Here is a 26,266-nt window from a genome sequence, read left to right as displayed (position 1 = left end):
GGCACTTCTTTTTATAAATTTTTATTCAAAGCAACTTGTTCTCTTATTCTTCTTAATCCATTTTTTATTGCCCTAGCTCTAGCTTCTCCAATTCCTTCTACCTGATCTAAATCTTCATTGCCAGCTTCAAGAATATACTTAAGCTTTCCGAAATGTCCTACTAGGTTTTCTATTACATTTGATGGTATTCTTGGTACCTTATTAGATATTCTATACCCTCTAGGTGACACTAATGTGTCAATTAAAGATTTTCCTACATAACCTAATTCTTTTGCTATTATATCTAAATCTAGTAAATCTTCCGATGATAACTCTTGAATTTCTTTGTAAACATCTCTATATTCCATTTTATCATAACAATAGTCTCTTATTAGAAGAACCCCATCTTGTTCTATACTTCTTACTAATTCATTTAACTGCATAGAAATAAGTCTTCCTTCATTACCTAATTCAATGATATACCCTTCTATTTCTTCAACTATTCTCATTACCATTTCTGTTCTTTGTATAGCTGTAGTTACATCAAAAAGCGTTGCTAAGTCTTGAAATTCAAGTATATTTAGATTGTTTGTTACTCTTTCAAGAACGGCTACATACTTTTCTAGTGTTTGTATAGCTTGATTTGCTTTACCTAATATAACTGCGCTATCTCTTAATACATACTTTATATCACCTTTATAAACAGTGATTATATTTCTTCTTTGTGATATTGCTATTGCTATTTTATTAGTTTGCTTAGCAACCCTTTGAGCAGTTCTATGTCTTGTTCCAGTTTCAAAGGTACTTATAGATTGATTTGGCATAAGCTGGGCATTAGCATAAAGTATCCTTTTTCTATCTGAACTCAGTACTAATGCTCCATCCATTTTAGCAAGCTCATATATATACGCTGGACTATACTCAGAATTTATATTAAAACCACCATCTACTAAATCTAATATTTCTTCATTATCTCCTAAAACTATAAGTCCACCAGTTTTGGCTCTAAGTATATTGTCTAACCCTTCTCGTAAAGAAGTACCTGGACTCATTATCTTTAATATTTTCTTTAAATCATCATCATGTACAGTTCTCATTTACTCACACCTATCCACCTTAAAATATCTTTCCTATTGCTTCTCGCACAGTTTTAACACCTATAAGATTTAACTTACTTCCTTTTAATTTTTCTAAGCTTCTATATGGAACAACAGCATTTAAAAATCCCATTTTTTCAGCTTCATTTAATATTCTGTCACAGTTGGCTATAGGTCTTATTTCTCCTGTCAAACCAACTTCTCCAACAACAACTAATTTTTCTAAACTAGCAGCCTTACCTTTCACTGATGACACTAAGGAGATAGCAATCCCTAAGTCAGCTGTAGTACCTTCTATTTCAAGGCCTCCAACTACATTTACATAAACATCAGTATTATAAAAAGGAACTCTTAACTTTTTCTCTAGTACAGCCAATATTAAACTTAACCTTGAATTCTCTACTCCTACAGAAGTTCTTCTAGGCATAACTGCTTTCGTTTCAGATGCTAATGATTGTATTTCTACAAGAATAGGTCTAGTTCCTTCCATTACTCCAATTACAACAGAACCTTCTTGATTAAAGCTAGTATCTTCTAAGAACATACTAGATGGATCATAAACCTGCATTAGCCCTTCTCCACGCATTTCAAAGACGCCAATTTCAGCTGTAGTTCCAAATCTATTTTTCATAGTTCTTAATATTCTAAATTCTTCAGTTCTTTCTCCCTCAAAAGATAAAACAGTATCAACCATATGTTCTAACACTCTTGGTCCTGCTAAATCCCCTTGTTTAGTTACATGAGCAACAATAAATAATGGTATATTTTTTCCCTTAGCAATTCTCATTACAGCATTTGAACACTCTTTTACCTGCGAAACACTTCCAGGAGCTGAAGAAACTGTATCTCTATAAATAGTCTGTATTGAATCTATTATTATGAAAGCTGGCTTAAGTTTATCTATATATGCTTCTATTATATCAAGATTAGTCTCAGCAACGATATAAAGTTCTTCTGCATCAACTTTTAATCTATCTCCTCTTATTTTTATTTGTTCTTCTGATTCCTCTCCTGACACATATAAAACTTTCCCATATTTTTTTGAAATATTATTAGCTGTTTGTAAAAGAAGTGTAGATTTACCTATTCCAGGATCACCAGAAATGAGTGTAAGCGAACCTTTAACAAGGCCTCCACCTAATACCCTATTTAATTCACCTATTCCGGTATCATATCTTTCTTTTTCACCTGATTTTATTTCCTTTATTTTCTTAAGTTCACCAATTTGTCTTTCAACCTTAGGCGAAACTTGGTTACTTTTAGTATCTCTAATTTCTTCAACTAAAGTATTCCAATTATTACATTCTGGACATTTTCCCATCCATTTTGGAGATTCATATCCACAATTTTGACATACATATATACTTCTAACTTTTGCCACTTTACCAACTCCATATTTCTTCATTTTACGTACAAATTTAATTATTTCCTAATATATCCTTAAATAATCATATCATATCATTATAACTAATCACATACTTATTTATGACTATTTTCTTAAAATGCTTCATGTAAAAGGTTTAATAATAATTATTACAATTAAAATAAAAAACTGCCTGTAAATCTAAGCTTTTAAAATAAGCTTTTAATCTACAAACAGTCTTTTTATATCATTAATTCTGAGATAGTAATAACTATTTTAATAATTTAGCTGCATCTTCATCAACTATTAATACAACATCTCTATGCATTTGTAACATAGTTGCAGGAATTTCAGTTGTTATTTTTCCACTCATCATAGCTTTAACAACTTCAGCTTTACCTTCACCACTTGCAATAACCATTATATTCTTAGCTTTCATTATTCCACCAAGCCCCATAGTTATAGCTTTTCTTGGTACATCATCAATTGAATCAAAAAATCTTGCATTTGCTTCTATAGTTGATTCTTTAAGATCTGTTAAGTGAGTTCCTACACTTAACGCTTCTCCAGGTTCATTGAAACCTATGTGTCCATTTGCTCCTAATCCTAATAATTGAAGATCTATTCCACCCATATCTTGTATTCTAGCATCATATGATTTACATTCTTCTTCAACCTCTTTAGCTAATCCATTAGGTACAAATGTTTTATTTTTATCTATGTTTATATGATTAAATAAGTTTGTATTCATGAAGTATCTATAACTTTGATCATGATCTCCTGGTAATCCAACATACTCATCTAAGTTTATGCTTGTAACTTTTGAGAAATCTAATTCTCCCTCGTTGTACATTCTGATAAGTTCTTTATACATTCCAACTGGAGTTCCACCAGTAGCTAATCCTAAAACAATTTCAGGATTTGATTTTATGCTTTCAGCCATTTCATTTGCTGCAACTTTACTCATCTCATCATAATTCTTAGTAACAATTAATCTCATTTCAATTTCCCCTCTCTCTTAGAAATATTAATTTCTAAAACATATTTATCTGATCTATAAATCGCGTCTTCAACATAAATTATTTCACCTTCTGAATTTAAAGCTGCATTATGACTTTTTAGAAGAGGTACTTGTTTATCAACGTTAAATAAATTCTTTAACTCCTCATCCATAATTACGGATGCTAAAGCTGATTCTGTGCTTTCTATTACATATCCTTTTTCTTCTAATAACTTAAATAAAGAACCCTCTAAATCCTCTTTAGTTACAAAGCCACAATATTCACAAGGAATATAAACAACCTCATTAGCAACAGCTTCCCCATCAACTAATCTTAATCTATTTATTTTATAGATTTTATCAACATTAAAAGTATCTGCTAATTCATCAGGTGTATTAATAACTTCAAAGGCTAAAACCCTAGTTATTAAACTTCTTCCTGCTTTTTTTATAATGTCTGAGAAACTCATCATATCTTCTTGCTTTACTTTAGGTTCACATACGAAAGTTCCCTTTCCTTTTTCTCTAACAAGAAGTCCTTCTTGCACTAACTCCCCTAAAGCCTGTCTGACAGTCATTCGGCTTACACCATAAGCCTCTGTTAACTCTCTTTCACTTGCTATACATTGTCCTACTTTCCAAGTACCCTTTGTTATCTTTTCTTTTATCATCTCTTTTAATTGGTAATACACAGGTATAGGACTATTTTTATCTATCATGATTTCTCCTCCTAATTAAATTATACTCAACTGATCCAAACTTGTCTAGACCACTATACATTCTTTTCAATAATTTCATATTTAGTCTATGTTATATTTTATCATTTATTATTAAATATTTTCTACTTTTATCAATAATAATGAATATCTATTGATTTATTGTTAAATACTATAAATAAAAACTAGGAGGGAGTCTATTGAACATAAAAGATAAATTCAATAACAACTCTATAATTTCGGAAAATCCATTACATTCTTCTAATGCTGGTTTAACTAATTTATCTTCCTTTATTAATAATCATAGTGAAGATACTATGCACAACCTAATTTTTAATGACCATTTAGACGATAATCAAATTAAATAATTATTTTTATTGATTTAAATCACATATTTTATACACTTTTAATAATTAAAATAAAAGTATATTAAAAATTGATTTACATAGGAGATGATAGTATGGTAAAGGTTTATTCAACAAACTCTTGTCCATGGTGCGTAAAAGCAAAACAATATCTTAAATCCAAAAATGTTGAGTTTGAAGATTTAAATGTACAAACAGATATGGCTGCTAGAGAAGATATGCTTAAAAAGAGTAAACAAATGGGTGTTCCTGTTTTAGATATAAATGGAACTATTATAGTTGGTTTCGATAAGAACGCTATTGATACAGCATTAAATAAATAGAATAGGAACATCGAAATAGAGAGATATTAAAAATATCTCTCTATTTTTTATAAAATACAATAAGACTATAAGCACATATCTTAAAGTTTTCTCTTTAAAATCACTGTGCTTATAGTCTTATATTAATTTTATTATCTTATTGTAATTACTGTAGCTTTAGGTCTAGACATTGCTTCTATTGAATATCTTATACCCTGAGTTCCCATCCCTGAAGATTTTACTCCTAAGAATGGGAAATGGTCTGGTCCTCTTTCAGTTTTATTATTAACATGAACAGTTCCAACTTCTAATTTATCAGCAATATAAAAGGCTTCATTTATATCTTTAGTAAATACTGATGATTGTAATCCATATTTAGATGCATTAGCTATTCTTATTGCCTCATCCTTATCATTTACCCTTATAATAGGTAAGACTGGTCCAAAAGGCTCTTCCCATGCTAATCTCATATCTGTAGTAACATTGTCAAAAAGAGTAGCCTCTATTAAGTTTCCTTTTCTGTGGCCACCACAAACTAAAGTAGCACCTTTTTCTTCTGCATCCTCAATAAGTTCCATAACGAAGTCTGCTGCCTTACTATCTATAAGAGGTACTATTGTTACATCTTTAATTTCTAATGGATTTCCCATTTTTAATTTGCTTATTTTTTCTTTTAACTTCTCAACTAGTTTATCAGCAACTGAATTCATTACTAGTATTCTCTTAACAGCAGTACATCTTTGACCTGAATATGAATATCCACCTGCTATTATATTATCAACAGTTAAATCTAAATCTGCATCTTCTAAAACTATTGCTGCATCTTTCCCACCAAGTTCCATAAGAAGTGGTTTCATCACTGTTATTTTTGAAATTCTTCTTCCTACTTCTGTACTTCCTGTAAAGTTTATAAAATCTATTTTTCTATGAGTTACACAGTAATCCCCAATTTCACTTCCTCTTCCAGTGACAGTATTTAAAACTCCACCTTGAAGTCCAGCCTCCTGAAACATTTTAGCTAAATATAAAGCTGATAAACTTCCTTGAGTTGCCGGCTTAAGAACAACACTGTTTCCAGCTACTATAGCAGGTGCTATTTTTGAAGCTGATAAATTAACTGGATAGTTAAAAGGTGATATAGCTAATACAACACCTAATGGCTCTCTTGTTACCACTGATATCTTACTTCTATTAAAGCCAGGGAAATTGTCTGATGGTATACTTTCTCCATCCATACTCTTAGCGGCATCCGCTGTAAATCTAATATAGTCTGCAGTTCTAGTTATTTCTGATAATGCACTTTTTCTATCCTTAGCAACTTCTCTTATCATTATTTCTGCTAATTCATCTTTATGCTCTTCTAATAAATCCGCAGTTTTATAAAGTACATGTGCTCTTTCATTTAAAGGCACTTGGTTCCATTCTTTTTGTGCTTTTTCTGCATTTTCAATAATTATATCAACATCTTCCTTAGAAAGACTTTGTATTTTACCAACTAAACTACCATCTATAGGTGATTTTATATCTATAAATTTATCTGATTTATTTTCATAGAAATGTCCACCCATAAAGTTATAAAAAACATTTTCTCTAGTATTCATCAATATCACCTTCTACTTTATTTTCTCTATAGCAGAATCAATCTTTTGCTTATCAAATCCAACTATAACATCATTTCCTATAACAGCAACTGGCACTGATCTTTGACCTGAAACTTCTAATACTTCATTTCTATCTTCTTTACCATCAGCAACTGTTATTGTTTCATATTCAACACCTAATTTTTGTAAATATTTTTTTAATTTATTACATGGTCCACACCATTCAACTGAATATACTTTTACCATAACTATCTATCTCTCCTTTATTTCTGAAATATATTTTTCTGCATTTAGGGCTGCTATAGTTCCATCTGAAACAGCAGTAGTTATTTGTCTAAACATTTTATCTCTAACATCTCCTGCTACATAAACACCCTTAACATTAGTTCTCATATTTTCATCAGCTTCAATATAGCCGTTTTCTTTAATTCTTATATATTCTCTAAACATAGCTGTTTTAGGCTCTGTTCCTATATAACCAAAGACTCCATTTATAGAAATTTCTTTTTCTTCACCAGTTTTTGTATTTCTTATTTTGGCACCTTCAACAAAATCTCCACCTAAAACATCAACTAAATCCCAGTTATACATTATTTCAATATTTTCTTTCTTGCTAGCAGCCTCTAAAGTTTTGGCTTCAGCACGGAAATAATCGTATCTTCTTATAACAATTACTTTCTTAGCAATATTGGATAAATATAAAGCTTCTTCTAAAGCAGCATTTCCGCCACCGACAACGGCAACAACCTCATCTTGATAAACTGCTCCATCACATACTGCACAGTAATGTATTCCCTTACCTAAATATTTGCTTTCACTTGGAATAGGTAATTTCTTAGGTGTGGCTCCTGTAGCTATTATTACAGCCTTTGGCTTATATATATAGTCTCCAGTTTCTACGATTTTCTCATCATCTTTTAATGAAACATTCTCTATAAAATCAAATTCATCTATTGTAGCTCCGCAAGCTTCTGCTTGTGCTTGGATTCTATCAGCAAGCTCATTACCTGTTATTTCAGTAAAACCTGGATAATTTTCAACAGTATAAGTTGATCTTACTTGCCCTCCAATTATATTATCTTCTAAAACCAAAGTATCTAACTTTGCTCTTGAGGCATATATAGCAGATGTTAATCCTGCTGGTCCTGCTCCAATTATTATTAAATCAATTTCTTTAATTTCTTTTTCCATAATAACACTCCTTACTGAGGTTAAATTTATTATTTGTATTATATGATATATTATTCGATATACCCCCTAAGGGTACCTGTTTTTTATTAATTATACTACTTATTAAATAACTTTTCAATAATAATTATTATCAATTATAAACTTTTATTTAATTTTATGTTTATTCTATCAAAAAGCCCTATTATATTCTGTGATTTAGAATACAATAGAGCTTAACTTTATTTTCTTTTTTTATTTATCTTTACTTTTGCTTTTTTAGATTTAAACATTGTATTAATTCCATCAATAGTTCTTTTTTGTACATAAACAAATAATGCTACTACTCCTATTAAAATAAATATAACTGATGTTCCCCATTTATCAGAATTAAGCACTACAGAAATTAACAAAACTCCTAACAATGCTATAGGTAATGCTAAACTTTTACTTACTTCTTTTCTATCTTTATCAGTCATATTCTCAATTGCAGCCTCTTCAATTTTAAAAAGTTCTAACTTTTGCTTTGACCATACAAAGAAAGCAACTCCAAAGGCTAATATTCCCATTATGATACCTATCAATTCCATAAAAATCCTCCACACCATTTTCATCATAAAAAAATAAGATTATATATATTTTACCATATATAACCTTATTATACATTATAATCAAACTGTTTTTTTAAATTTTACAATATCATCTTCTAGTAAAACATCAACCTCAGTACCTTTTAATATATTACCACTCAAAAGTTCCTCACTTAATTTATCTTCAATATATTTAGTTATAACTCTCCTTAATGGACGCGCTCCATATTTTAATTCAGTTCCTTTTTTAACTAAAAACTCCTTACACTCTTGTGAAAAATTTAAAGAAAGTTGTAAATCATTTAATCTTTCTTTTAATGAACCTATCATAAGGTCCACAATTTTAAGAAGATGCTCCTTCTCCAGACTATGGAATACAACAATGTCATCTAATCTATTTACAAACTCAGGTTTAAAACTTTGTTTTAGCTCTTCTAGCATAAGGCTTTTCATATTATCATAATCTCGTTCCTTATCTTCTCTTGCACTAAATCCTACCGCATTTTTCTTATCTAGTTTATCTGCTCCAATATTAGATGTCATAATTATTATTGTGTTCTTAAAGTCTACTGTTCTTCCCTTTCCATCTGTCAGAACACCATCTTCTAATATTTGAAGAAGAACATTGAATATATCTGGATGTGCTTTTTCTATTTCATCAAAAAGTATTACTGAATAAGGATTTCTTCTTACTTTTTCCGTAAGTTGCCCCCCCTCTTCATATCCTACATATCCTGGAGGCGCTCCAATTAACCTAGCTACTCCATGCTTTTCCATATACTCAGACATATCAAGTCTAATAAACTTATTTTCATCTCCAAACATAGCCTCTGCTAAAGCCTTACAGAGCTCTGTCTTTCCAACACCTGTAGGTCCTAAGAATGCAAAAGATCCAATAGGTCTTTTAGGATCTTTAAGTCCTACTCTTGATCTTCTTACTGCTTTAGATATGGTTTTTATTGCTTCCAATTGACCTATAACTCTTTTACTTAGCTTTTCCTCTAATTTAAGAAGTCTATTAGACTCTTTTTCAGTCAATCTTTCTACTGGAATTTGAGTCCATTTAGAGACTACCTTTGCAATATGTTCCTTATTTACTTCATATATTTTAGAAGCATTCTCTTCTCTCCAAAGTTCTCTATCTCTCTCTAGTTCTTCCTGTAAAAGTAATTCTTTATCTCTTAACTCTGCTGCTAGTTCAAAATCTTGTATTTTTATAGCCTCTTCTTTTTCTACTTTTAGATTAGAAATTAACTCCTCTTGTTTAAAAAATTTAGGTGGAGTAATCATACTTTCTATTCTTACTTTTGCAGCTGCTTCATCTATTAAATCAATAGCTTTATCAGGTAAAAATCTATCAGTTATATATCTACTAGATAAATTTACTGCTGCCTCTATAGCCTCATCTGTTAACTTCACATTATGATGCATTTCATATTTTTCTTTTATACCATGTAATATTAATATAGAATCCTCTTTATTTGGTTCCTTTACCACTACTGGTTGAAACCTTCTCTCTAAAGCAGAATCCTTTTCTATATTTTTTCTATATTCATCAGTTGTTGTTGCTCCTATACATTGTATTTCTCCTCTGGCTAAAGCAGGCTTTAGTATATTTGAAGCATCTATTGCTCCTTCAGCACCTCCAGCTCCAACAATATTATGCATTTCATCTATGAATAATATTATATCTTTCGAATCTTTTACTTCATTTAAGACCTTTTTAAGGCGTTCTTCAAACTCTCCTCTATATTTTGCTCCGGCTAACATTGAAGTGACATCTAAAGTATATATTCTTTTATCCTTAAGCATATCAGGTACTTCGCCTAATAAAATTCTTTGTGCTAATCCTTCTACAACAGCAGTTTTCCCAACTCCCGGTTCTCCTATTAAACAAGGATTATTTTTCATTCTTCTACAAAGAATTTCTAAAAGCCTTTGTGTTTCATCTTTTCTTCCTATTACAGGATCTAGTCTATTTTTATCCGCTCTTTCTATTAAATCTATACCGTACAAATTTAATGTAGGAGTGTCTTTTCTTTTCGGTTTTTCCTTAACGCTTTTACTTTCCTTATTAGGAAGTCTTCCAAGTATATTGTTTAACTTATCGCTTATGTTTTTTATATCATTTTTCACTATTTTGTTTAGGATTAAATTAGCTACACCTTCTTGTTCCTTTATTAAGGCTGACAATATATGCTCCGGTCTTGAAATACTTTGCCCTGCCTCTTTAGCAATTTCTACACTTCTATCTAAAACTTTTTTGCATCTAGGTGTAAAAGGCACCTCATCTAAACTATAATTTATTTCTCCAATTCCAACATATAGCTTAACAAAACTTAGTACCTTTTCCTCTGTTACATTGCTCTCTTCCAAAATCTTAGAACATTGTCCATTTTCATTAATTAATCCTATTAACAAATGCTCTGTTCCCATATAGCCATGTTTAAGCATTAAAGAACTTTCTTTTCCTTTATTGATTACTATTTTGGAATTTTCATTAAAATTATCAAGACGCATCTTTTACCTCCCAATACCCTATAATTATGTGTTTAAAGCATTTCTAATAATTTTGGCTCTTTCTATTTTTAAAGTCTGTATATTTATTTTTTTATCTAAAGATTTATTTATTATAATTGGCTGAATTTCAACCATTGCAGAATTTATAGCTTCTAGATTAACCTCTTCTATAATTCCACACTCAATTCCTAATCGAACATATGATAAATATTTTAAGGCTTCACTAATATCAATGATATATGCACTTTTTAAAATACCTAGTGCCCTAAAAATAGTATCCTTTAGTTCAACATATTCATTATCTAAAAGTTTATTTCTCTCTCTTTTTTCCTTTAGAATAAGTTTATTTGCAATAGATATAAGAGAATCTAATATATCTTCTTCTGCCATACCTAAAGTTTTTATATTGGATAATTCATAAATATTTCCGACATCCTTGTTACCCAAGTTATATATACTTTTAAAAGAAATTCCATCTTCTTTTAAATCATCTTTTATTTCTCTTATGTTGTTTTTTAAACTTAAAACTGGCAAATGTATTAAAACCTTTGCTCTTAATGTTGTTCCTAAATTTTTTATATTTGATGTTAAGTACCCTAACTCAGCATCAAAGGAATAGTTTATTTTTTCTTCAATTAAGTCATCTAACTTATCCACTTGGGAATATGCTTCTCTTAAACTTAATCCACTCTTTGTACATTCTATCCCAATATGCTCTTCTTCATTCAGTAATATATTAAATTTTCCATTTTTATTCATTATTAATACTATATTATCTTTATTTGAAAATTCTTTTACTAAGCCAAAATTCTCTTTATAGTAATTTACTAATTCTTCTTTATCGTCTTTTAATCTTAATACGTAGCATTTATCTAGAATTTTAATATCTTCTAACTGTTTTAAAACAGGTTCTACAACACTATTAAACTCTTCTTCTTTTAGAAGACATGTGAATTTAATTCCCTTTATGTTTCTTAATATTTTCACTTTTGATGCAATGACTATACTCTTATTATCTTGAGGACTAATCCATTGAATCATTATTACTATCCTCCTCCACAATTTTTTTCAAATCATGTATCTTTTCTTTAGTAATAATAGCATTCTCATATTCCTCTTTAAGTATATTAATTTTCAGTTTCTCTTCTAAATTTAATATCTCTATTTTTTTAAGATTCTTTTTTATTCTTTTAGGCTGTTTTCCAATATGCTTAACATTTGCTTCTTCTGAATCTAATAAAAATCCTATATTTTTTCTAAAGCTTTCATAACACTTTTCGCACCCCAGTAATTTATGCTCTTGAAAATCCATATATTCCGTTCCACAATTGACACAAATGAATTCTTCAGCTTCTATTATTTCATTAATACAATCTATATAATTATTTAAATCCATTAAAAATTCTTCTAAACTAATATCATCATCTTCTAATGAAGAACTTACTATTTCAACTGCACATTTATCACAAAGCATTATACATTCTTTATTACCATCAGTATCTTTTACTAACTTAATTGTTGCATTATTCTTATAACACCTCTCACAAAGCAAATTTCTCAACTCCCTATAAAATTACTTCAATAACACCATAAGCATAGCCTTAAAAATACCTGCCCTTGTTTCATTTATATTCTTAGAATTCTGAAGGGTTCTATCATTTATCGCAACTTTAGTAAGATTTGCTGATTTCTCATCTATAATATTATGTTCAAGTAAGTTATCTACAATTGCGGCTGCATTATGATATGTAATTCCTGAACCAATTTCACCATATATTAAATCTCTTCTATCAGCATGAACTTCATGGACTACCTTTTTAATAACAATATATCCTCCACCACCTCTTCTACTTTCGATTAAATATCCTTTTTCATAAGTAAATCTTGTTGTCAAAACATAATTTATTTGAGATGGTGCACATTTAAATTTGTCCGCTAACTCATTTCTTCTTATTCTTAAATTGTTATCTTCTGTTTGTTCTAATAGATCCTTTAGAAAATATTCTATTGAATCTGATAACTTAGCCATATATATCACTCCTCAAAATTTGACCTTTACTGACCTTAATATACAATATATATTAATACATTTAACTTACTTAATCAATGTAATACATCTACTCTCATCTATTGTTTTTGTAAATATTTTTTAAACAGTTTTAATTTTTAAAAAAATTATTTTTATATTTTATGTTTATTTTTATTATATGTGTCAACAATATAAATAATTTTTATAGGAGGATTTTTAATGAATATTTATTGGTTAGGTCATTCTTGTTTTTTAATAAAAACTAATTTAGGAAAACGTATATTAATAGATCCTTTTGATATAGATATAGGTTACGTACCTTATAAAGGAGAAGTTGATGTTGTAACCATAAGCCATATGCACTTTGATCATAATTGTACAAAATATATAAATAGTGAGGCAAAAGTTTTAACAGATTTAGTAGATTATCAAAACGGCTTTTGTAAAATTAAATCCTTTCTTTCCTTTCATGATGATTGCTTTGGGTTAAAAAGAGATAAAAACTTTATATTTAAGATTCTTTGCGATAATATATCACTCTGTCATTTAGGTGACTTAGGCCATATACTCTCTCCAAAATTAGTAAGACAATTAGGCCATATAGATATTTTATTTGTACCAGTTGGAGAACACCTAACTATTTCTATAGAAAATCTAAAAAAGGTTATTTTAGATATAAATCCATACTATGTAATTCCAATGCACTATAAAACTCAAAAATTAAGTTTTTACTTGAATACTTTAGATAATTTTCTTATGCAAATGAAGGATTATAAAATAACACATAACGAAATTCTTTCTGTAAATTCAGAATCACTTCCTGATAAAACAACTATAAAAATATTGGAACTTACGTCAGAAGATATGATATAAAAAGACTATATCAAACGCCCTCATGATAGGACTTTGATATAGCCTTTTTTGTTAATGATAATTTTTCAAATCAACATCTATTATTCCTTCTCCTAATTTATCTAAATGCTTATTTATCACAGGTATTACCACATCTAAATGTTGGGTAAAATCCACTATAACATCTCCATTTTTAGCTATTGATAGTGCCTTTTCTACTGCTTTTTCCTCATCAACTATTGATAATACTTCTACTGATTTATTAGAGGTTTCTTCTATACCACTCTTTATCAAATTAGTTAACTCTAAATCTTTTCTTCCTCTCCTATCAAAAGTTTCCTTAATTATTATGGTATCTGAATTTTTTCCAGCTATTCTTCCTAACTCTTTTATGTATTCATCAAGCCTATCTCCTGGAGAAGACACTATTGAAATAATATTATTCTTTTTCAGATTCTTAGCTAAACAGAATACTTCTTCAAAAGCTTCTGGATTATGACCATAATCTAATATAATTTTAAAATCTCCAATATCTAAAATATTTTGTCTTCCTAAATTATTATTAATATCACACTCTACATCTTTTAAAGCATGAACTACCTCACTTAAATTCTCATGAATAGTAAATATAGCCGCTATGGATACTAAAACATTATTTATGTTTGTTTTTGATTTTCCTTCATGAGTGAATTTAAAATCTTTTATCTTAGAAACTATATTTTTATTTTTTCCATCATAATATATTATATTTTCATCCTCTACATACCAGGCTTCCTTTTGATTTTTTATATGTTCATCAATCCACTCATTTCTTTCAAAATTAAATAAAACTAAATTGCCTTTCATTTTCAAAGCTTCATAAAGCTTTGATTCAGCTTTGATTATTACTTTTCCTTCTGGCAAAACTTCTTTAGTAGTAATTATTTTTAGAGCCATCAAGTCATTTATATTTTTTATGCCATCAGAGCCTATATGATCATCACTTAAAGAAGTTATTATGGCAACCTTAGAATTTTTAAATCCTAAGCCTTTTCTTACTATTCCTCCTCTAGCAGTTTCTAAAACTGCAACCTGGACTTTTGGATTGGTAAGAACCTTTTTAGCACTATAAAATCCAGTAGTATCTCCTTTTTTTACAAACTCCTTATTTATAATGACGCCACCAGTCATAGCTAACCCGCTAAAATACCCTAAATTTTCAAAACCCTTATAAATTAATCTTGAAGTTGATGTTTTTCCATTAGTTCCTGTTATAGATATTATAGGAATATTTCCTTTATTATTTAAATTCAAATTGTAATTCTTATTTTCATAGTCATCTTGACTTATTCTTTTAGAGTTAACTCCATAACCAACAACTACTTCATCTTCAACCTTAAAAGCATCTATTCCTTTTTTTGAACATTCCTCTAATAAATGATACTCCCAAAGTCGTTGTCTCTTTGATACCGCATTATTCAATAAGTCATCAGCACTTACTTCATCAACTAAATTTTCAATTATAAATAAAGCCAATTCTTTGTTGGAATAAGTTAACCAAGCTTTGCCACCAAACTCATCATATATAGCATCCTTTAATGTTCCCTCAACATTCATTTGTCTACATATAAATTCGTAATCGCTTATTAACCAATATAATCTTTTTCTTTCTGATTCACCTATATCTATAAAAATAAGTTTTTCCGCTCCCTTAATATTTCTCCCTTCTAGTACTTTTAAATCCTTAAGTTTCAAAATACTCACCCTTCCTGCCATTATTATCATTATATTTTTCCATTGCTTACCTATATTTATTCAAAAATTAATTTAAAACATAAAAAAAAGCAGCTAAAAAAGCTGCAAAAAAAAGATCATCCGAAGATGATCTTTAATAATATTATTCTTGAACTGGTGCACCTACTGGACAAACATTAGCGCAGTTTCCGCAATCGATACAAGTATCTGCATCTATAACGAATTGAGTATCTCCTTGTGATATTGCGTCTACAGGACACTCAGCAGCGCATGCTCCACAGCTTACACATGTGTCTAATATTTTGTATGCCATAATAAAACACCTCCTAAAATGTTGGTATAAAAATACCATATTTATATTATCATATTTCTTTCAACTTTTAAAGTGTTTAATATCTCTTTTAAGCATATTTAGCTTATTCTAGTAAAATTAGAATTAATATGCTAAAGAATACCCCCATACCGTATAAGAAATATATTTTTAGTTGTCTTTTATTAGGTTTTTAATTAAAGCCTTATCAGCTTCATCAGTAATTTCTAATCTGATATTTGTATCCTCAACTTCATCTTCATAACTACCTGAAATTAATTTTACATCATACATTTTAAACTCTTGTATAAATTCTTCATTCTTTCTTGGTAATTTAACTCTTACTAATTCCTTTAAAATATTATTAGCTATTACTTCCCCTTTTCCAAGTTCAGTTTCAACTATTGAGCCAACTTTAGGAAGCTCTTTTCTAATTTCTTCATATGTGCTTTGTTCATAATTTAAACAACACATAAGTCTTCCGCAAATTCCTGAAATCTTAGTTGGATTTAATGATAAGTTCTGTTCCTTAGCCATCTTTATTGAAACAGAAGCAAAATCTCCTAGGAAAGTTGAACAACAAAGAGGTCTTCCACATGGTCCAAGTCCACCTATCATTTTAGCCTCGTCCCTAACCCCTATCTGTCTAAGCTCTATTCTTGTTTTAAATATTGTTGCTAAATCTTTTACTAATTCTCTAAAATCAACTCTACCTTCTGCAGTAAAATAGAATATAACCTTATTATTATCAAAAGTATATTCAACATCTATTAACTTCATTACTAAATTATGTTCTTCTATTTTATTTAAGCATATTTCAAAAGCTTCCGTCTCCTTAGCCTTATTTTCTTTATGCTTATTTATATCTTCCTCAGTAGCCAATCTTAATACTGATTTTAATGGTGCAACGATATCTTCTTCGCTAATTTTTCTTATACCAATTACACATTCTCCAAATTCAACACCTCTAGCAGTTTCAACAATTACGTTTTGACCCTTTTTTATTTCTATACCATTAGGTCCAAAGTAATATATTTTACCAGCTTTTTTAAATCTGACTCCTATTACTTCAATCATTTTTTATTCCTCCAATATACTAATCAGCATACTATCTAAAGTTAGCCATAAATTAGTATTACTTTTCAAATTATTTCTGGCCTCATTAACTACTTTTATTATCCTATTTAATTTATTATAGGATAGATTGTTAGCAATCTCTCTAATCTCATCTATCTTATCTCCATTTATAATGGATGAATTATTTTCTATTTCCTTAAATATAATTGAGTCCCTTGCAAAAATAGTTATAGCCTCTAATATTTCCTCTTCATTTCCCTTCATGCTATAAAATTTATCGGAATATTTTATAGGTACATCTATTTTTCCATGACCAATATCCTTTAACATTTCTATAACTGTATTTCTTATTTCTTTAAAAATATCATCATTCATGAATTTATCAACTCTTCCAGGTATGCCTTCACTAAAAGATATAAGAGTTCTATTTAATTCACTATCTATATCATTAAATTTTTTATTTATATATAAATTAATTTCCTCTTTGCTAAGAGGTGCTAATCTATGTATTTGACATCTAGATCTTATGGTTTCTAATATAGAATCAACGTTACTACTTAAAATTATTATAAAAATACCAGCAAGAGGTTCTTCTATGGTCTTTAATAAAGCATTCTGTGCTGCCACAGTAAGCTTTTCTCCATTATGAATTATTATAACCTTTTTATCACATTCGTAAGGTTTTTTATTTGCCTCTTCTATTATACTTCTTACTAAATCAACACCAAATGATGCTTTTTCAGATTTATAATGAACAATATCAACATGTTCTCTCTGCGATGGTATTCCTAAAATCTTATAAGCAAATTCATCTGCTAAAAGACTTTTTCCTATTCCATCCTCACCAATAATTAAATGAGCATGGGAAAGTGCATTTTTACTTACACTTTTATTAAATCTATCTCTAATTTTATTGTGACCTATCATTTATGCACTTCCCTTTCTACTTTTAAATCTTTATAAATTTATCTACATCAACAACAAAGATTGTGGCTCCTCCAACTTGAACTTCCATAGGATATGGTATATATACTGCTCCTGGTTCTGAAACAGTTGTAGGTCCACTTACAACGCCTTTTCTTGTCTCACATATATTTTTTATTATCTTTATTACGTCATCAACCTTTTCTTTTTGAACCCCAGATAAAAGTGTAGTATTACCTGACTTTAAAAAGCCACCAGTTGTAGCTAATTTAGTTACACTATAACCTTTCTCATTTAACGCATCAACTAAATCTAAAGCATCATCATCCTGTACTATAGATATTACCAATTTCATAACACGCCCTCCTTACCTTCTCTACCCTAATTTCAAAATTATGTTTTAAATAATTATATCATTATTTATTACTCTTAACCAAACCTTCTTAATGGTTTAATTTCATAACTTATATAATTTACTCTTTATTTAAAAATTTATATATTAAATATGAAAATTATCTGATTTTACTTTATACTTTTTATACCTAAAGCAGCTAAAATCGCTCCTACTACAGTAAATATTTTATTTACTCCATATGTATCAATACTTGAAACAGCTAAATATATTCCTATTAATATTATTAAAAATCCAACAAGAGTTAATTTTAATGCATTTTTCATATTTCCCACCCCATTTTATTTAGAAAGTTTTCTTATAACTTCTGATATGTCATTTATACACTTATTCAAGTCGTAATTATCATATTTCTTAATTATATTATTACTAATTAATTTATCTTCACTAAAATCTTCATTATCAGCTAAAAATCTTCTACACATCTCATTGTAATTAGGATTTTTTTGTTCTCTTTCTCTTTTTAAAGCTCTTTCTAACCTAATGCCATCATCTAAATTTATATATAGAGGAATAAGCTTTTCATCACTAAAATACTTTCTAAACTCAGAGTAAGCTTCTAAAGTCACAATAACTATATAATTGTTATTTTCTAAGTCTATTTGACCATCATCTATAGTCGAATAATACCATTTTCCATGCACAGTATCATAAACTCTACACTCTATTATTTTCCCCTCTTTATCAAAACTATCTAACTTTTTTTTATCTATAAAAAAATATTCCACACCATCTGTTTCATTATTTCTTTTAGGTCTAGTTGTATATGTAACTATAGTTTTTAGATTTAAATCTTCTATTTTATTTATTTCTTTTAAAATAGTGTCCTTACCTGAGCCACTTTTCCCCATTATGCAAAATATCTTACCCATAACTACTCCAATCTATATAAAACATTTAATTTTTCTAATTTATATCAAAGCTATTATATCAAATTCTATAATAACTCCTAATCTTAATCTTCTTAATCCACAGATTATTATATCAAATTATACAAGATTAAAGTTATTATATACATTAAAAAGGCTGTACCAAATTTTATAAATAAAATTGATACAACCTACTGAATCTTATCTAATATTCTTCATAATCATTTTGTAATCTTTAATATTTGACTATGTTTTAAAATCAACATTTACCCAAAACAGATCCTAATATTTTAATTACTTCTAATCTTGCTTTATAACTTTCACTTTATTATCCTTTATACCTATTAAATCTACCCTATTTTTTCTATACTCATTAATCAAATTAATATGCTTTTCCTCTATTATTTCTCCCATAACAAGCATAGGAACCCCTGGTGGATATGGAACTATACTTTCGGCTACTATTTTCCCTAGTGTTTTATCTATACTAATTCTCTCATATTCTGCATCTAATACCTCAAAAGGTTCTAAACTCTTTTTAGGTAAATCTGTTAAATAAAAATCTACTTCTTCATCTTCTAAGCATTTTATATCACATGACTTTAAAGCTTCTTCTAAAACTCTGAAGTCATCTTCTGTATTAAATGGTGATGGTATTAAAACAACATTCTTATTATCACTCATTTCACATTGTATTTTCTTGCTTCTTAAATAATCTAATAGTTTATTTCCATTTAAGTTTTTCTCTAGATTTATTACTATTCTACTTCTATCTATTTTAATATCATTTATCTTAATATTTTTTTCTAATCCATTAATTAAAAATTCTTTATCTAATATTTTAAAATATGATAAGTCCTTAACTAATTTCTTAAAATCATCTATTACTTTAAGTAATCTATCATAAGATTCTTCACCATATTCCTCTAAAAAATTCCTTGAGTAATCTAAACTCATCATGAACATATAAGAAGGACTAGTACTCATGAATACATTTTTATAAAACTCTATTTCCTCAATAAATCTTTCATCATTAACATGGATCCAAGCAGTTTGAGTTAAGCTTGGCAATGTTTTATGAGCACTCATCACCACCATATCAACTTTTAATTCTTGTACACTTTTTGGTAAAGATTTATTAAATCCAAAATGTGCACCATGAGCTGAATCTATAGCAATTTTCAAATTAGATTCTCTCGCTATTTTTACTGTTTCATCTATATTTACCCCAATTCCATAATAGTTAGGATATGTTAATATTATTCCTTTTAAATCTTTATTTAAATCTATTTGACTCTTTAAATGATTTAAATCTATTCCAACTGGTGCTTTTAATTTTGAATGAAATATATTGTTTATGAAAACCGGTTTTAGCTTTCTCATTATTATTCCATTCATAATGCTTTTGTGACAATTTCTTTCAACTAAAATTTTGTCCCCTTCTTTAAATAAAGAAAATATCATTATTAAATTTCCACAAGTACTTCCATTGACTAAAAAATAACTTTTCTTACTTTTATATAGATTAGAAAGTTTATCTTCAGCCTCCTTAATTATTCCTTCTGGATGTTGAAGGTTGTCTAATCCCTCAACCTCAGTTAAATCACCTTGTAAAAATATTTCTTCTAATCCCTTAAATCCTCTTCCCATCTTATGACCAGGCATTGAGAAAGGGATTATTTCTTCCTTTAAGTAACTTGATATTCCATTAATTATAGGAATATTTTTCAACGCTATCCTCTCCTCTATTTATCCTAATTTTTTCTTATAAATTTCTTCTTTTAATCTATTTTTATAAAACTCATAAAACTCGCTATTTACATCACAACTTATAGCTTTTTTCTCACATTCTGTGCATATTAATTTTCCTCGTATCATTATACCACAGCCTTCTTTTCCACAAATTATACAAATTGATTTACTCATAGATAACACTCCTTAAAATTCTGTTTTTCTATATTTTTTCCAAATAGTATTTTTCTATACATACTATGCTAGGAAAATATTTAAGTAAATAAAAATAAATATTTTTTTCATTGTAGCACAAACTAAAGTTATAAATATTTAGGAGGTTTTTCAATGAGACAGGAAGTTATTTCTTATTTATCTACAGAAAAAGAAGACTTATTTAATCTTTGCAAATTTCTACATGATAACCCTGAAGAAAGCTATAAAGAATATGATGCTTGTAAATATATATGTAATTTCCTAAGAGATAGAGATTTTAAAGTAACAGAAAGATTTTTAGATTTAGATACTGCTTTTTATGCTGAAAAAGGAAATGGATACCCTAAAATATGCTTTTTATGTGAATATGACGCTATTAAATCTAAATGTGGCCATATAACTGGTCATAATCTTCTTAGTACAATATCAATTACAAGTGCTCTAGGTCTAAGTAAAGTTATTGAAAAGTCTGGTGGAACCGTAGTGTTAATAGGATGCCCTGGAGAGTATTTAGGTGGAACTAAATCAACTTTTGTTAGACAAGGTATATTTGATGATATAGATGTAGTATTAACAGCTCATCCAGACATAACCACTTCTGAAAGTGGTACATCTAAAGCAATTATTCCCTTAAAAGTAACTTTCAAAGGACATGATGGATTAAGCTTTTTAGATTTTGATAGTTTTACCTCTTTAGATGGTACTATGTTAACTTTTAACGTAATAAACGCTTTATCTAAAGGATTTTGCAAAAAAGCTAACATACATGCTATTTTATCTCAAGGTGGTGTTACTCCGCTTTTAAGGCCTACTGAATCAGAAGGTAAACTATATATAAGAGCGGAGAATACAGAAACTGCAAAATGTATAGAAAAGAAAATTAGAAATATAGTTTCTTGTATTTCTGATACTATGAATTTAGAAGGTTGTGTTGAACTTTATGAACCTCCAAATGAGGAGCTTTTATCAAATCAAATATTAAATAGATTGTATAGCCATAACTTAAAAGAAAACGGAATAATAAATATAGGAAAACCAAGAGATATAGATGCAGGCCTTTCTCTAGGCACTGTAAGTCATAAAGTCCCTTGCATACATCCTTATGTGAACATAGTTGATAATATAAATATTAAATATGGAACTAAAGAATTTGCTGATGCAACAATATCAGGCTTTGCTCAAGAACAGGCACTCTCAGCTTCTTATGCACTTATTTCAACAGCTTTAGATCTTATAGAAAGTGATTTCTTACTTTCAGAGGTTAAAGAAACATTTAATCTATCTAAAGAAAATTTATATTAAAAAAAGAGAGCCTTAAAACTCTCTTTTTTTATTAACTAGCTATGTTCTTTTCTAATTTATTAACAAGCTCTTTGCTTGGCTTAAAATAGAATTTATGATATCTGTCATCCTTTTTATATATACAACAATAATGACCTGTTAAATCTAATAAACTACAAACATATTTCCTACAAGAAGAAGTTTTAAATTCTTTTTCTTTTTTAGAATCATCTTTTCCTAAGTAAACAATATTATTTATCTTAACATTTTCTAATGTTGATTGCTCATTAGATTTCATTTTATGAATCATTAGTTGATTAGCTACAATAGAGTATTTATAGCTTGTATTACATTTTCTATATTCTCTAAAGAATATAACTAATGTTAAAACTAAAAATATTGGATCTGTTATTGTTTCTGCTCTAAAAGATTCAAATTTAAAATTTCCCAAGAAATTCGATAGGCTTATAGCTAAACTCATACAAATTATACTAATTACAATAGCTACATCCCTTCTTTTTTTGACTATTTCCTTGTGCATAGTGCCCATTTAAAAATCCCCCGACTTTTAATATTATAAACAAAACACATTATACTAATTTTCATAAATTAATTCTACCTAGGTAAGGGCAAAATTTTATTAATTTTAATCTTAATTCTTCATATTTAAAGTTTATATCAATTGTATTGCTTGTACCTCATTATTTCTGTTGCTTTCTTGATTATATATAAATTATTTGTAAAAATTCTCTTGATTTTATCTTAAATAACTTGTTTAATGGTAATTGGAACATTAATATAACTTAATACTTTGGGAGGGATAAAATGATTCAGATATATAAATCTTTAAGTGAAAATGATGGGACTTTAAAGAAAATTGATTCCCTTGAACCAGGTTGTTGGATTAATATAATAGCACCTTCTCAAGAAGAGTTACTTCTTATTTCTAAAAAAACTGGAGTTCCTTTAGAATTTTTAAGAGCACCTTTAGATGATGAAGAAACTTCTCGTATAGAAATGGAAGGAGATTTTATATTAATAATAGTCGATATTCCTTTTACAGAAATGGAGGATAACTCCTTAACATATGATACTTATCCACTAGCAATAATTCATACTAAAAATGAATTAATTACTGTATGTTTAAAAAATAGTAAGGTATTAACCGACTTCTCTTCAAATAAAGTTCGTAATTTTTACTCTTTTAAAAAATCAAGATTTATTTTACAAATTCTAAATAGAGTTTCTACATATTATCTTTTGTACTTAAGACAAATTGATAAAAAGAGTATTATGATAGAAAAGCGACTTCATAAATCTATGAAAAACAGAGAGTTAGTTCAGTTGCACTCATTAAGTAAATCATTAGTATATTTTTCAACATCTTTAAAATCTAATGAAATAACATTAGAAAAGATGTTAAAGCTTGATGTTATTCAAAGATATGAAGAAGATAAAGATGTTTTAGAAGATGTAATAATAGAAAATAAACAGGCTATTGAAATGACTGAAATATATAGTAACATTTTAGGCAGTACTATGGACTTCTTTGCTTCTGTTATTTCTAATAATCTAAATATAGTAATGAAATTCTTAGCTTCAGTTACAATACTCATGTCAGTATTAACTGTTATTTCTGGTATATATGGAATGAACTTTGACTATATACCATTATTACACCATCCAAATGGATTTTTTATAGTTATGTCCCTATCTATAATACTTTGTGGTGTAATAGCATTTATATTATATAAAAAAGATATGTTTTAAATCACATGTAAACATAGAAAAATTTAAGCATATAATTAACTAAAAGAGTATTGAGAGCAATTTTGCTCTCTATTTTTTTAGGAGGTTTTATGATGAAATTTCAAAAACTCAAAATCGGAGATACTATCGGTGTTGTTTCTCCTGCCAGTGGAGATAACTATGATGTAATAAACTACAATATATCTTCATTTAAAAATCTAGGCTTTAAGATTAAAGAAGGAAAATATCTAAGAAAGAAAAATGATTACTTAGCTGCCTCAGATGAAGAGCGTGCTGAAGATTTAATGAGAATGTTTGAAGATAGAGATGTAAAAGCAATAGTAGCTTATAGAGGTGGTTATGGATGTATAAGAATGTTACCTTATTTAGATATTGGATTAATAAAGAAAAATCCTAAAATTTTATGTGGCTACAGCGATTTAACTCTTCTCTTAAACTATATATCACAAAAAACAGGATTAATAACATTTCATGGTCCAATGATAAATTCTAAAATCAACTCAGATGAATTAACTAAAAATAGTTTTCTATCAATGCTAACTGATGAAAATAATTTAATTAACATATCTACTAAAAATTTTAAGATAATAAATAAAGAATTGTTTAGAGGAACTCTTTGTGGAGGAAATTTAACAATGCTATGTAGTTCTCTCGGAACTCCTTATGAAATAAATACTAGAAATAAAATACTTATGATTGAGGATATAAATGAAGAAAACTATGCTATAGATAGATCTATGATGCAACTAAAGCTTTCTGGGAAGTTAGATTCATGTAGAGCTTTTTTAATAGGTTACTTTACACCTTATAATCCTAAAGCACTAGATACTATCATTTCAATATTATTACCTTATAATAAGCCAATAATATATAATATGCCTTTTGGACATGATTATCCTAATATAAGTCTACCTATTGGCTCTTCTATATTATTTGATCCAGCTAAAGAAAAACTAATAATAAAATACTAGTAAAATGAAAAAAGTGGATTTATCAAAGATAAATCCACTTAATCCTTAGTGTTTGGAATAAAATTTAGTGTGTATATGTAAATTTCTACAAAGCAAAAACCTCAGTAAAGTTACTGAGGTTTTTTATGGAGGCGCCACCCGGATTTGAACCGGGGAATAAAGGTTTTGCAGACCTCTGCCTTACCACTTGGCTATAGCGCCACACTGGTGGCTCGAGCAGGAATCGAACCAGCGACACGAGGATTTTCAGTCCTCTGCTCTACCGACTGAGCTATCGAGCCTTACCACCAAAGAGCAATTGCTCTTCACAAGTATTAATTATATAGATATATCTATACTATGTCAATATATTTTTTAAAAATTTTATATGTTTTTTTATAAAAATATATTTATTCTATTAATATCTACTAAAAAATACAATATCATATCAAAAAAACATCTATTTATAGACATATTATTAATTGTATTTAATAAAATACTTTTTTGGTAGTGAAAATCTACTTAGCTCAAAAGACACTTACTTATATTTTTATTATATTCTTATAGCCTAAATTTGTTCATTTAATTTGTTTTATTTAAATTAATTATATCCTGTTGATAAATTTATTTAAAAAGTTATCAACAGATAAAGTTAATTATATTTTATCAACAAAATTTTATTATAAATTTTAAATAACACTTTTAAAATTGAACCTATTTTATTTTTATATTGTCTTTCTTGATTTATTTCACTTTAATAAAGGCCTTTAAAGTATCCAATAAAAGTTTCAAATTAAACTAAAGATCCCTTACTATTATTTGTTTTTGAAAAAAGCTATAAAGCTATACTAGTTCTACTTTTCTTAAAGTTTGTTATATTAAATATCACATATTTTAAGACGAGTAATTAATTCTCTAAAAATTATCCACAATAATAATTTATTTTTTAATTTTTAAATTCTGTGGATAATTTTCAAAATAAAAATATCCACAGAAAAACTCAACTAAAAAAATCAAGGCTTTCATGTGGATATTTTAATAAATTACAAAATAAAAAAGCTTGAATTAAAATTCAAGCTTTATCTTACCTAGCGACCATCTACTCTCCCACACAGTCTCCCGTGCAGTACCATCGACCGTAAAAGGCTTAACCGTCGTGTTCGAAATGGGAACGGGTGTTACCCTTAAACGCATCATCACTAGATTTGGCTCCTCGAAGAGGACTCGAACCTCCAGCCTATCGGTTAACAGCCGAGTGCTCCACCATTGAGCTATCGAGGAATACTGACCTGGCGACCACCTACTCTCCCACACAGTCTCCCGTGCAGTACCATCGGCTTCTAAAGGCTTAACCGTCGTGTTCGGAATGGGAACGGGTGTTACCCTAAAGAACATCATCACCAGATTATTA

Annotated in this window: 28 protein-coding genes, 3 tRNA genes and 2 rRNA genes; 6 read left to right on the top strand and 27 right to left on the bottom strand. The window is 28.5% G+C overall.

Annotated elements, in window-relative coordinates; translation table 11 throughout:
- Positions 1-11: 11 nt before the first annotated feature.
- From disA to OIF33_RS14510, 4 genes are all read right to left on the bottom strand, one after another.
- Positions 12-1,076, bottom strand: coding sequence for a DNA integrity scanning diadenylate cyclase DisA (gene disA / locus OIF33_RS14525; protein ID WP_322504970.1), 1,065 nt, complete (start codon positions 1,074-1,076; stop codon positions 12-14).
- 19 nt (positions 1,077-1,095) lie between these two features.
- Entirely contained in the window at positions 1,096-2,457 is a 1,362-nt protein-coding gene (radA, locus tag OIF33_RS14520; protein ID WP_322504969.1) for a DNA repair protein RadA, read from the bottom strand.
- 253 nt (positions 2,458-2,710) lie between these two features.
- Complete coding sequence (gene nagB / locus OIF33_RS14515; RefSeq protein ID WP_322504968.1) at positions 2,711-3,439, bottom strand: glucosamine-6-phosphate deaminase; 729 nt, start codon at positions 3,437-3,439, stop codon at positions 2,711-2,713.
- Entirely contained in the window at positions 3,436-4,158 is a 723-nt protein-coding gene (locus OIF33_RS14510) for a GntR family transcriptional regulator (protein ID WP_322504967.1), read from the bottom strand. Before OIF33_RS14510 ends, nagB begins: the two co-directional genes overlap by 4 nt.
- A 197-nt stretch (positions 4,159-4,355) precedes the next feature.
- Here OIF33_RS14510 and OIF33_RS14505 point away from each other — a divergent pair, with 197 nt between their 5' ends.
- Together OIF33_RS14505 and OIF33_RS14500 are read left to right on the top strand one after the other, a co-directional pair.
- Entirely contained in the window at positions 4,356-4,523 is a 168-nt protein-coding gene (locus tag OIF33_RS14505) for a hypothetical protein (protein WP_322504966.1), read from the top strand.
- Between the two features lie 92 nt (positions 4,524-4,615).
- Positions 4,616-4,843, top strand: a complete 228-nt coding sequence (locus OIF33_RS14500) for a glutaredoxin family protein (RefSeq protein ID WP_322504965.1) — start codon at positions 4,616-4,618, stop codon at positions 4,841-4,843.
- A gap of 131 nt (positions 4,844-4,974) precedes the next feature.
- Here the strand turns inward: OIF33_RS14500 and OIF33_RS14495 are convergent, their stop codons facing one another.
- The 8 genes from OIF33_RS14495 to OIF33_RS14460 form a co-directional block, all read right to left on the bottom strand.
- A complete protein-coding gene (locus OIF33_RS14495) occupies positions 4,975-6,423 on the bottom strand; it encodes an NADP-dependent glyceraldehyde-3-phosphate dehydrogenase (protein WP_322504964.1) in 1,449 nt (482 codons plus the stop codon).
- A 12-nt stretch (positions 6,424-6,435) separates the two neighbouring features.
- Positions 6,436-6,669: a glutaredoxin family protein gene (locus OIF33_RS14490; protein ID WP_322504963.1), complete on the bottom strand. Its 234-nt coding sequence runs from the start codon at positions 6,667-6,669 to the stop codon at positions 6,436-6,438.
- Between the two features lie 6 nt (positions 6,670-6,675).
- Positions 6,676-7,614: a thioredoxin-disulfide reductase gene (trxB, locus tag OIF33_RS14485; RefSeq protein WP_322504962.1), complete on the bottom strand. Its 939-nt coding sequence runs from the start codon at positions 7,612-7,614 to the stop codon at positions 6,676-6,678.
- Positions 7,615-7,832: 218 nt separating this feature from the next.
- Entirely contained in the window at positions 7,833-8,180 is a 348-nt protein-coding gene (locus tag OIF33_RS14480) for a hypothetical protein (protein ID WP_322504961.1), read from the bottom strand.
- Between the two features lie 81 nt (positions 8,181-8,261).
- Entirely contained in the window at positions 8,262-10,700 is a 2,439-nt protein-coding gene (locus OIF33_RS14475) for an ATP-dependent Clp protease ATP-binding subunit (protein ID WP_322504960.1), read from the bottom strand.
- Positions 10,701-10,724: 24 nt separating this feature from the next.
- Positions 10,725-11,741, bottom strand: a complete 1,017-nt coding sequence (locus OIF33_RS14470; protein ID WP_322504959.1) for a protein arginine kinase — start codon at positions 11,739-11,741, stop codon at positions 10,725-10,727.
- Positions 11,725-12,252, bottom strand: coding sequence for a hypothetical protein (locus OIF33_RS14465; protein ID WP_322504958.1), 528 nt, complete (start codon positions 12,250-12,252; stop codon positions 11,725-11,727). Before OIF33_RS14465 ends, OIF33_RS14470 begins: the two co-directional genes overlap by 17 nt.
- A gap of 21 nt (positions 12,253-12,273) precedes the next feature.
- Complete coding sequence (locus tag OIF33_RS14460) at positions 12,274-12,729, bottom strand: CtsR family transcriptional regulator (protein WP_322504957.1); 456 nt, start codon at positions 12,727-12,729, stop codon at positions 12,274-12,276.
- Positions 12,730-12,948: 219 nt separating this feature from the next.
- Here OIF33_RS14460 and OIF33_RS14455 point away from each other — a divergent pair, with 219 nt between their 5' ends.
- The gene (locus OIF33_RS14455) at positions 12,949-13,602 is read left to right on the top strand and encodes an MBL fold metallo-hydrolase (protein WP_322504956.1); all 654 of its coding nucleotides are present in this window, start codon (positions 12,949-12,951) and stop codon (positions 13,600-13,602) included.
- A gap of 51 nt (positions 13,603-13,653) precedes the next feature.
- Here OIF33_RS14455 and OIF33_RS14450 read toward each other — a convergent pair whose 3' ends face one another.
- From OIF33_RS14450 to OIF33_RS14410, 9 genes are all read right to left on the bottom strand, one after another.
- Positions 13,654-15,324: a Mur ligase family protein gene (locus OIF33_RS14450; protein WP_322504955.1), complete on the bottom strand. Its 1,671-nt coding sequence runs from the start codon at positions 15,322-15,324 to the stop codon at positions 13,654-13,656.
- Between the two features lie 133 nt (positions 15,325-15,457).
- On the bottom strand, positions 15,458-15,628 hold the full coding sequence (locus tag OIF33_RS14445; RefSeq protein WP_003452217.1) for a DUF362 domain-containing protein: 171 nt from the start codon (positions 15,626-15,628) through the stop codon (positions 15,458-15,460).
- Between the two features lie 168 nt (positions 15,629-15,796).
- Positions 15,797-16,702 carry a stage 0 sporulation family protein gene (locus OIF33_RS14440; RefSeq protein ID WP_322504954.1) on the bottom strand — a complete coding sequence of 302 codons (906 nt, stop codon included), beginning with the start codon at positions 16,700-16,702 and terminating at the stop codon, positions 15,797-15,799.
- Positions 16,703-16,705: 3 nt separating this feature from the next.
- Positions 16,706-17,629, bottom strand: coding sequence for a DNA polymerase III subunit delta' (locus OIF33_RS14435; protein WP_322504953.1), 924 nt, complete (start codon positions 17,627-17,629; stop codon positions 16,706-16,708).
- A 22-nt stretch (positions 17,630-17,651) separates the two neighbouring features.
- Complete coding sequence (locus OIF33_RS14430; RefSeq protein ID WP_322504952.1) at positions 17,652-17,981, bottom strand: cyclic-di-AMP receptor; 330 nt, start codon at positions 17,979-17,981, stop codon at positions 17,652-17,654.
- Positions 17,982-18,148: 167 nt separating this feature from the next.
- Entirely contained in the window at positions 18,149-18,304 is a 156-nt protein-coding gene (locus OIF33_RS14425) for a hypothetical protein (RefSeq protein ID WP_322504951.1), read from the bottom strand.
- Positions 18,305-18,319: 15 nt separating this feature from the next.
- Positions 18,320-18,910, bottom strand: coding sequence for a guanylate kinase (locus tag OIF33_RS14420; protein WP_322504950.1), 591 nt, complete (start codon positions 18,908-18,910; stop codon positions 18,320-18,322).
- A 297-nt stretch (positions 18,911-19,207) separates the two neighbouring features.
- Positions 19,208-20,638, bottom strand: coding sequence for an aminotransferase class I/II-fold pyridoxal phosphate-dependent enzyme (locus OIF33_RS14415; RefSeq protein WP_322504949.1), 1,431 nt, complete (start codon positions 20,636-20,638; stop codon positions 19,208-19,210).
- An 18-nt stretch (positions 20,639-20,656) separates the two neighbouring features.
- On the bottom strand, positions 20,657-20,833 hold the full coding sequence (locus OIF33_RS14410) for a sigma factor G inhibitor Gin (protein WP_322504948.1): 177 nt from the start codon (positions 20,831-20,833) through the stop codon (positions 20,657-20,659).
- Positions 20,834-20,986: 153 nt separating this feature from the next.
- Between OIF33_RS14410 and OIF33_RS14405 the strand changes: the two genes are divergently transcribed.
- Complete coding sequence (locus OIF33_RS14405; protein ID WP_322504947.1) at positions 20,987-22,156, top strand: M20 family peptidase; 1,170 nt, start codon at positions 20,987-20,989, stop codon at positions 22,154-22,156.
- 31 nt (positions 22,157-22,187) lie between these two features.
- Here the strand turns inward: OIF33_RS14405 and OIF33_RS14400 are convergent, their stop codons facing one another.
- A complete protein-coding gene (locus tag OIF33_RS14400; RefSeq protein ID WP_322504946.1) occupies positions 22,188-22,685 on the bottom strand; it encodes a hypothetical protein in 498 nt (165 codons plus the stop codon).
- A 275-nt stretch (positions 22,686-22,960) separates the two neighbouring features.
- On the opposite strand from OIF33_RS14400, the gene OIF33_RS14395 reads away from it, so the two are divergent.
- Together OIF33_RS14395 and OIF33_RS14390 are read left to right on the top strand one after the other, a co-directional pair.
- The gene (locus tag OIF33_RS14395) at positions 22,961-23,905 is read left to right on the top strand and encodes a magnesium transporter CorA family protein (protein WP_322504945.1); all 945 of its coding nucleotides are present in this window, start codon (positions 22,961-22,963) and stop codon (positions 23,903-23,905) included.
- 89 nt (positions 23,906-23,994) lie between these two features.
- Positions 23,995-24,876: an LD-carboxypeptidase gene (locus tag OIF33_RS14390; protein WP_322504944.1), complete on the top strand. Its 882-nt coding sequence runs from the start codon at positions 23,995-23,997 to the stop codon at positions 24,874-24,876.
- 126 nt (positions 24,877-25,002) lie between these two features.
- Here OIF33_RS14390 and OIF33_RS14385 read toward each other — a convergent pair.
- The 5 genes from OIF33_RS14385 to rrf (OIF33_RS14365) all read right to left on the bottom strand — a co-directional run bounded on the left by OIF33_RS14385 (position 25,003) and on the right by rrf (OIF33_RS14365) (position 26,260).
- Positions 25,003-25,077: transfer RNA gene (locus tag OIF33_RS14385), tRNA-Cys, on the bottom strand.
- Positions 25,078-25,081: 4 nt separating this feature from the next.
- Positions 25,082-25,157: transfer RNA gene (locus OIF33_RS14380), tRNA-Phe, on the bottom strand.
- A 784-nt stretch (positions 25,158-25,941) separates the two neighbouring features.
- Positions 25,942-26,059: ribosomal RNA gene (gene rrf, locus OIF33_RS14375) — 5S ribosomal RNA — on the bottom strand.
- A 2-nt stretch (positions 26,060-26,061) separates the two neighbouring features.
- Positions 26,062-26,136: transfer RNA gene (locus tag OIF33_RS14370), tRNA-Asn, on the bottom strand.
- Between the two features lie 6 nt (positions 26,137-26,142).
- Positions 26,143-26,260, bottom strand: a 5S ribosomal RNA gene (gene rrf / locus OIF33_RS14365).
- Positions 26,261-26,266 lie beyond the last annotated feature (6 nt).

It is taken from the genome of Clostridium sp. LIBA-8841, assembly GCF_034439435.1.
GTDB lineage: Bacteria > Bacillota > Clostridia > Clostridiales > Clostridiaceae > Sarcina.
The sequence above is the reverse complement of the archived record's forward strand: the minus strand, read 5'-3'. Positions and strand labels throughout refer to the sequence as shown.

Bases quoted from the DNA above. Each gene is read 5' to 3' on its own strand.
- disA (WP_322504970.1), bottom strand. From the start codon at position 1,076: ATGAGAACTGTACATGATGATGATTTAAAGAAAATATTAAAGATAATG.
- nagB (WP_322504968.1), bottom strand. From the start codon at position 3,439: ATGAGATTAATTGTTACTAAGAATTATGATGAGATGAGTAAAGTTGCA.
- OIF33_RS14510 (WP_322504967.1), bottom strand. From the start codon at position 4,158: ATGATAGATAAAAATAGTCCTATACCTGTGTATTACCAATTAAAAGAG.
- OIF33_RS14500 (WP_322504965.1), top strand. From the start codon at position 4,616: ATGGTAAAGGTTTATTCAACAAACTCTTGTCCATGGTGCGTAAAAGCA.
- OIF33_RS14495 (WP_322504964.1), bottom strand. From the start codon at position 6,423: ATGAATACTAGAGAAAATGTTTTTTATAACTTTATGGGTGGACATTTC.
- OIF33_RS14490 (WP_322504963.1), bottom strand. From the start codon at position 6,669: ATGGTAAAAGTATATTCAGTTGAATGGTGTGGACCATGTAATAAATTA.
- trxB (WP_322504962.1), bottom strand. From the start codon at position 7,614: ATGGAAAAAGAAATTAAAGAAATTGATTTAATAATAATTGGAGCAGGA.
- OIF33_RS14480 (WP_322504961.1), bottom strand. From the start codon at position 8,180: ATGGAATTGATAGGTATCATAATGGGAATATTAGCCTTTGGAGTTGCT.
- OIF33_RS14475 (WP_322504960.1), bottom strand. From the start codon at position 10,700: ATGCGTCTTGATAATTTTAATGAAAATTCCAAAATAGTAATCAATAAA.
- OIF33_RS14470 (WP_322504959.1), bottom strand. From the start codon at position 11,741: ATGATTCAATGGATTAGTCCTCAAGATAATAAGAGTATAGTCATTGCA.
- OIF33_RS14460 (WP_322504957.1), bottom strand. From the start codon at position 12,729: ATGGCTAAGTTATCAGATTCAATAGAATATTTTCTAAAGGATCTATTA.
- OIF33_RS14455 (WP_322504956.1), top strand. From the start codon at position 12,949: ATGAATATTTATTGGTTAGGTCATTCTTGTTTTTTAATAAAAACTAAT.
- OIF33_RS14445 (WP_003452217.1), bottom strand. From the start codon at position 15,628: ATGGCATACAAAATATTAGACACATGTGTAAGCTGTGGAGCATGCGCT.
- OIF33_RS14440 (WP_322504954.1), bottom strand. From the start codon at position 16,702: ATGATTGAAGTAATAGGAGTCAGATTTAAAAAAGCTGGTAAAATATAT.
- OIF33_RS14435 (WP_322504953.1), bottom strand. From the start codon at position 17,629: ATGATAGGTCACAATAAAATTAGAGATAGATTTAATAAAAGTGTAAGT.
- OIF33_RS14430 (WP_322504952.1), bottom strand. From the start codon at position 17,981: ATGAAATTGGTAATATCTATAGTACAGGATGATGATGCTTTAGATTTA.
- OIF33_RS14425 (WP_322504951.1), bottom strand. From the start codon at position 18,304: ATGAAAAATGCATTAAAATTAACTCTTGTTGGATTTTTAATAATATTA.
- OIF33_RS14420 (WP_322504950.1), bottom strand. From the start codon at position 18,910: ATGGGTAAGATATTTTGCATAATGGGGAAAAGTGGCTCAGGTAAGGAC.
- OIF33_RS14410 (WP_322504948.1), bottom strand. From the start codon at position 20,833: ATGAGTAAATCAATTTGTATAATTTGTGGAAAAGAAGGCTGTGGTATA.
- OIF33_RS14405 (WP_322504947.1), top strand. From the start codon at position 20,987: ATGAGACAGGAAGTTATTTCTTATTTATCTACAGAAAAAGAAGACTTA.
- OIF33_RS14400 (WP_322504946.1), bottom strand. From the start codon at position 22,685: ATGGGCACTATGCACAAGGAAATAGTCAAAAAAAGAAGGGATGTAGCT.
- OIF33_RS14395 (WP_322504945.1), top strand. From the start codon at position 22,961: ATGATTCAGATATATAAATCTTTAAGTGAAAATGATGGGACTTTAAAG.
- OIF33_RS14390 (WP_322504944.1), top strand. From the start codon at position 23,995: ATGATGAAATTTCAAAAACTCAAAATCGGAGATACTATCGGTGTTGTT.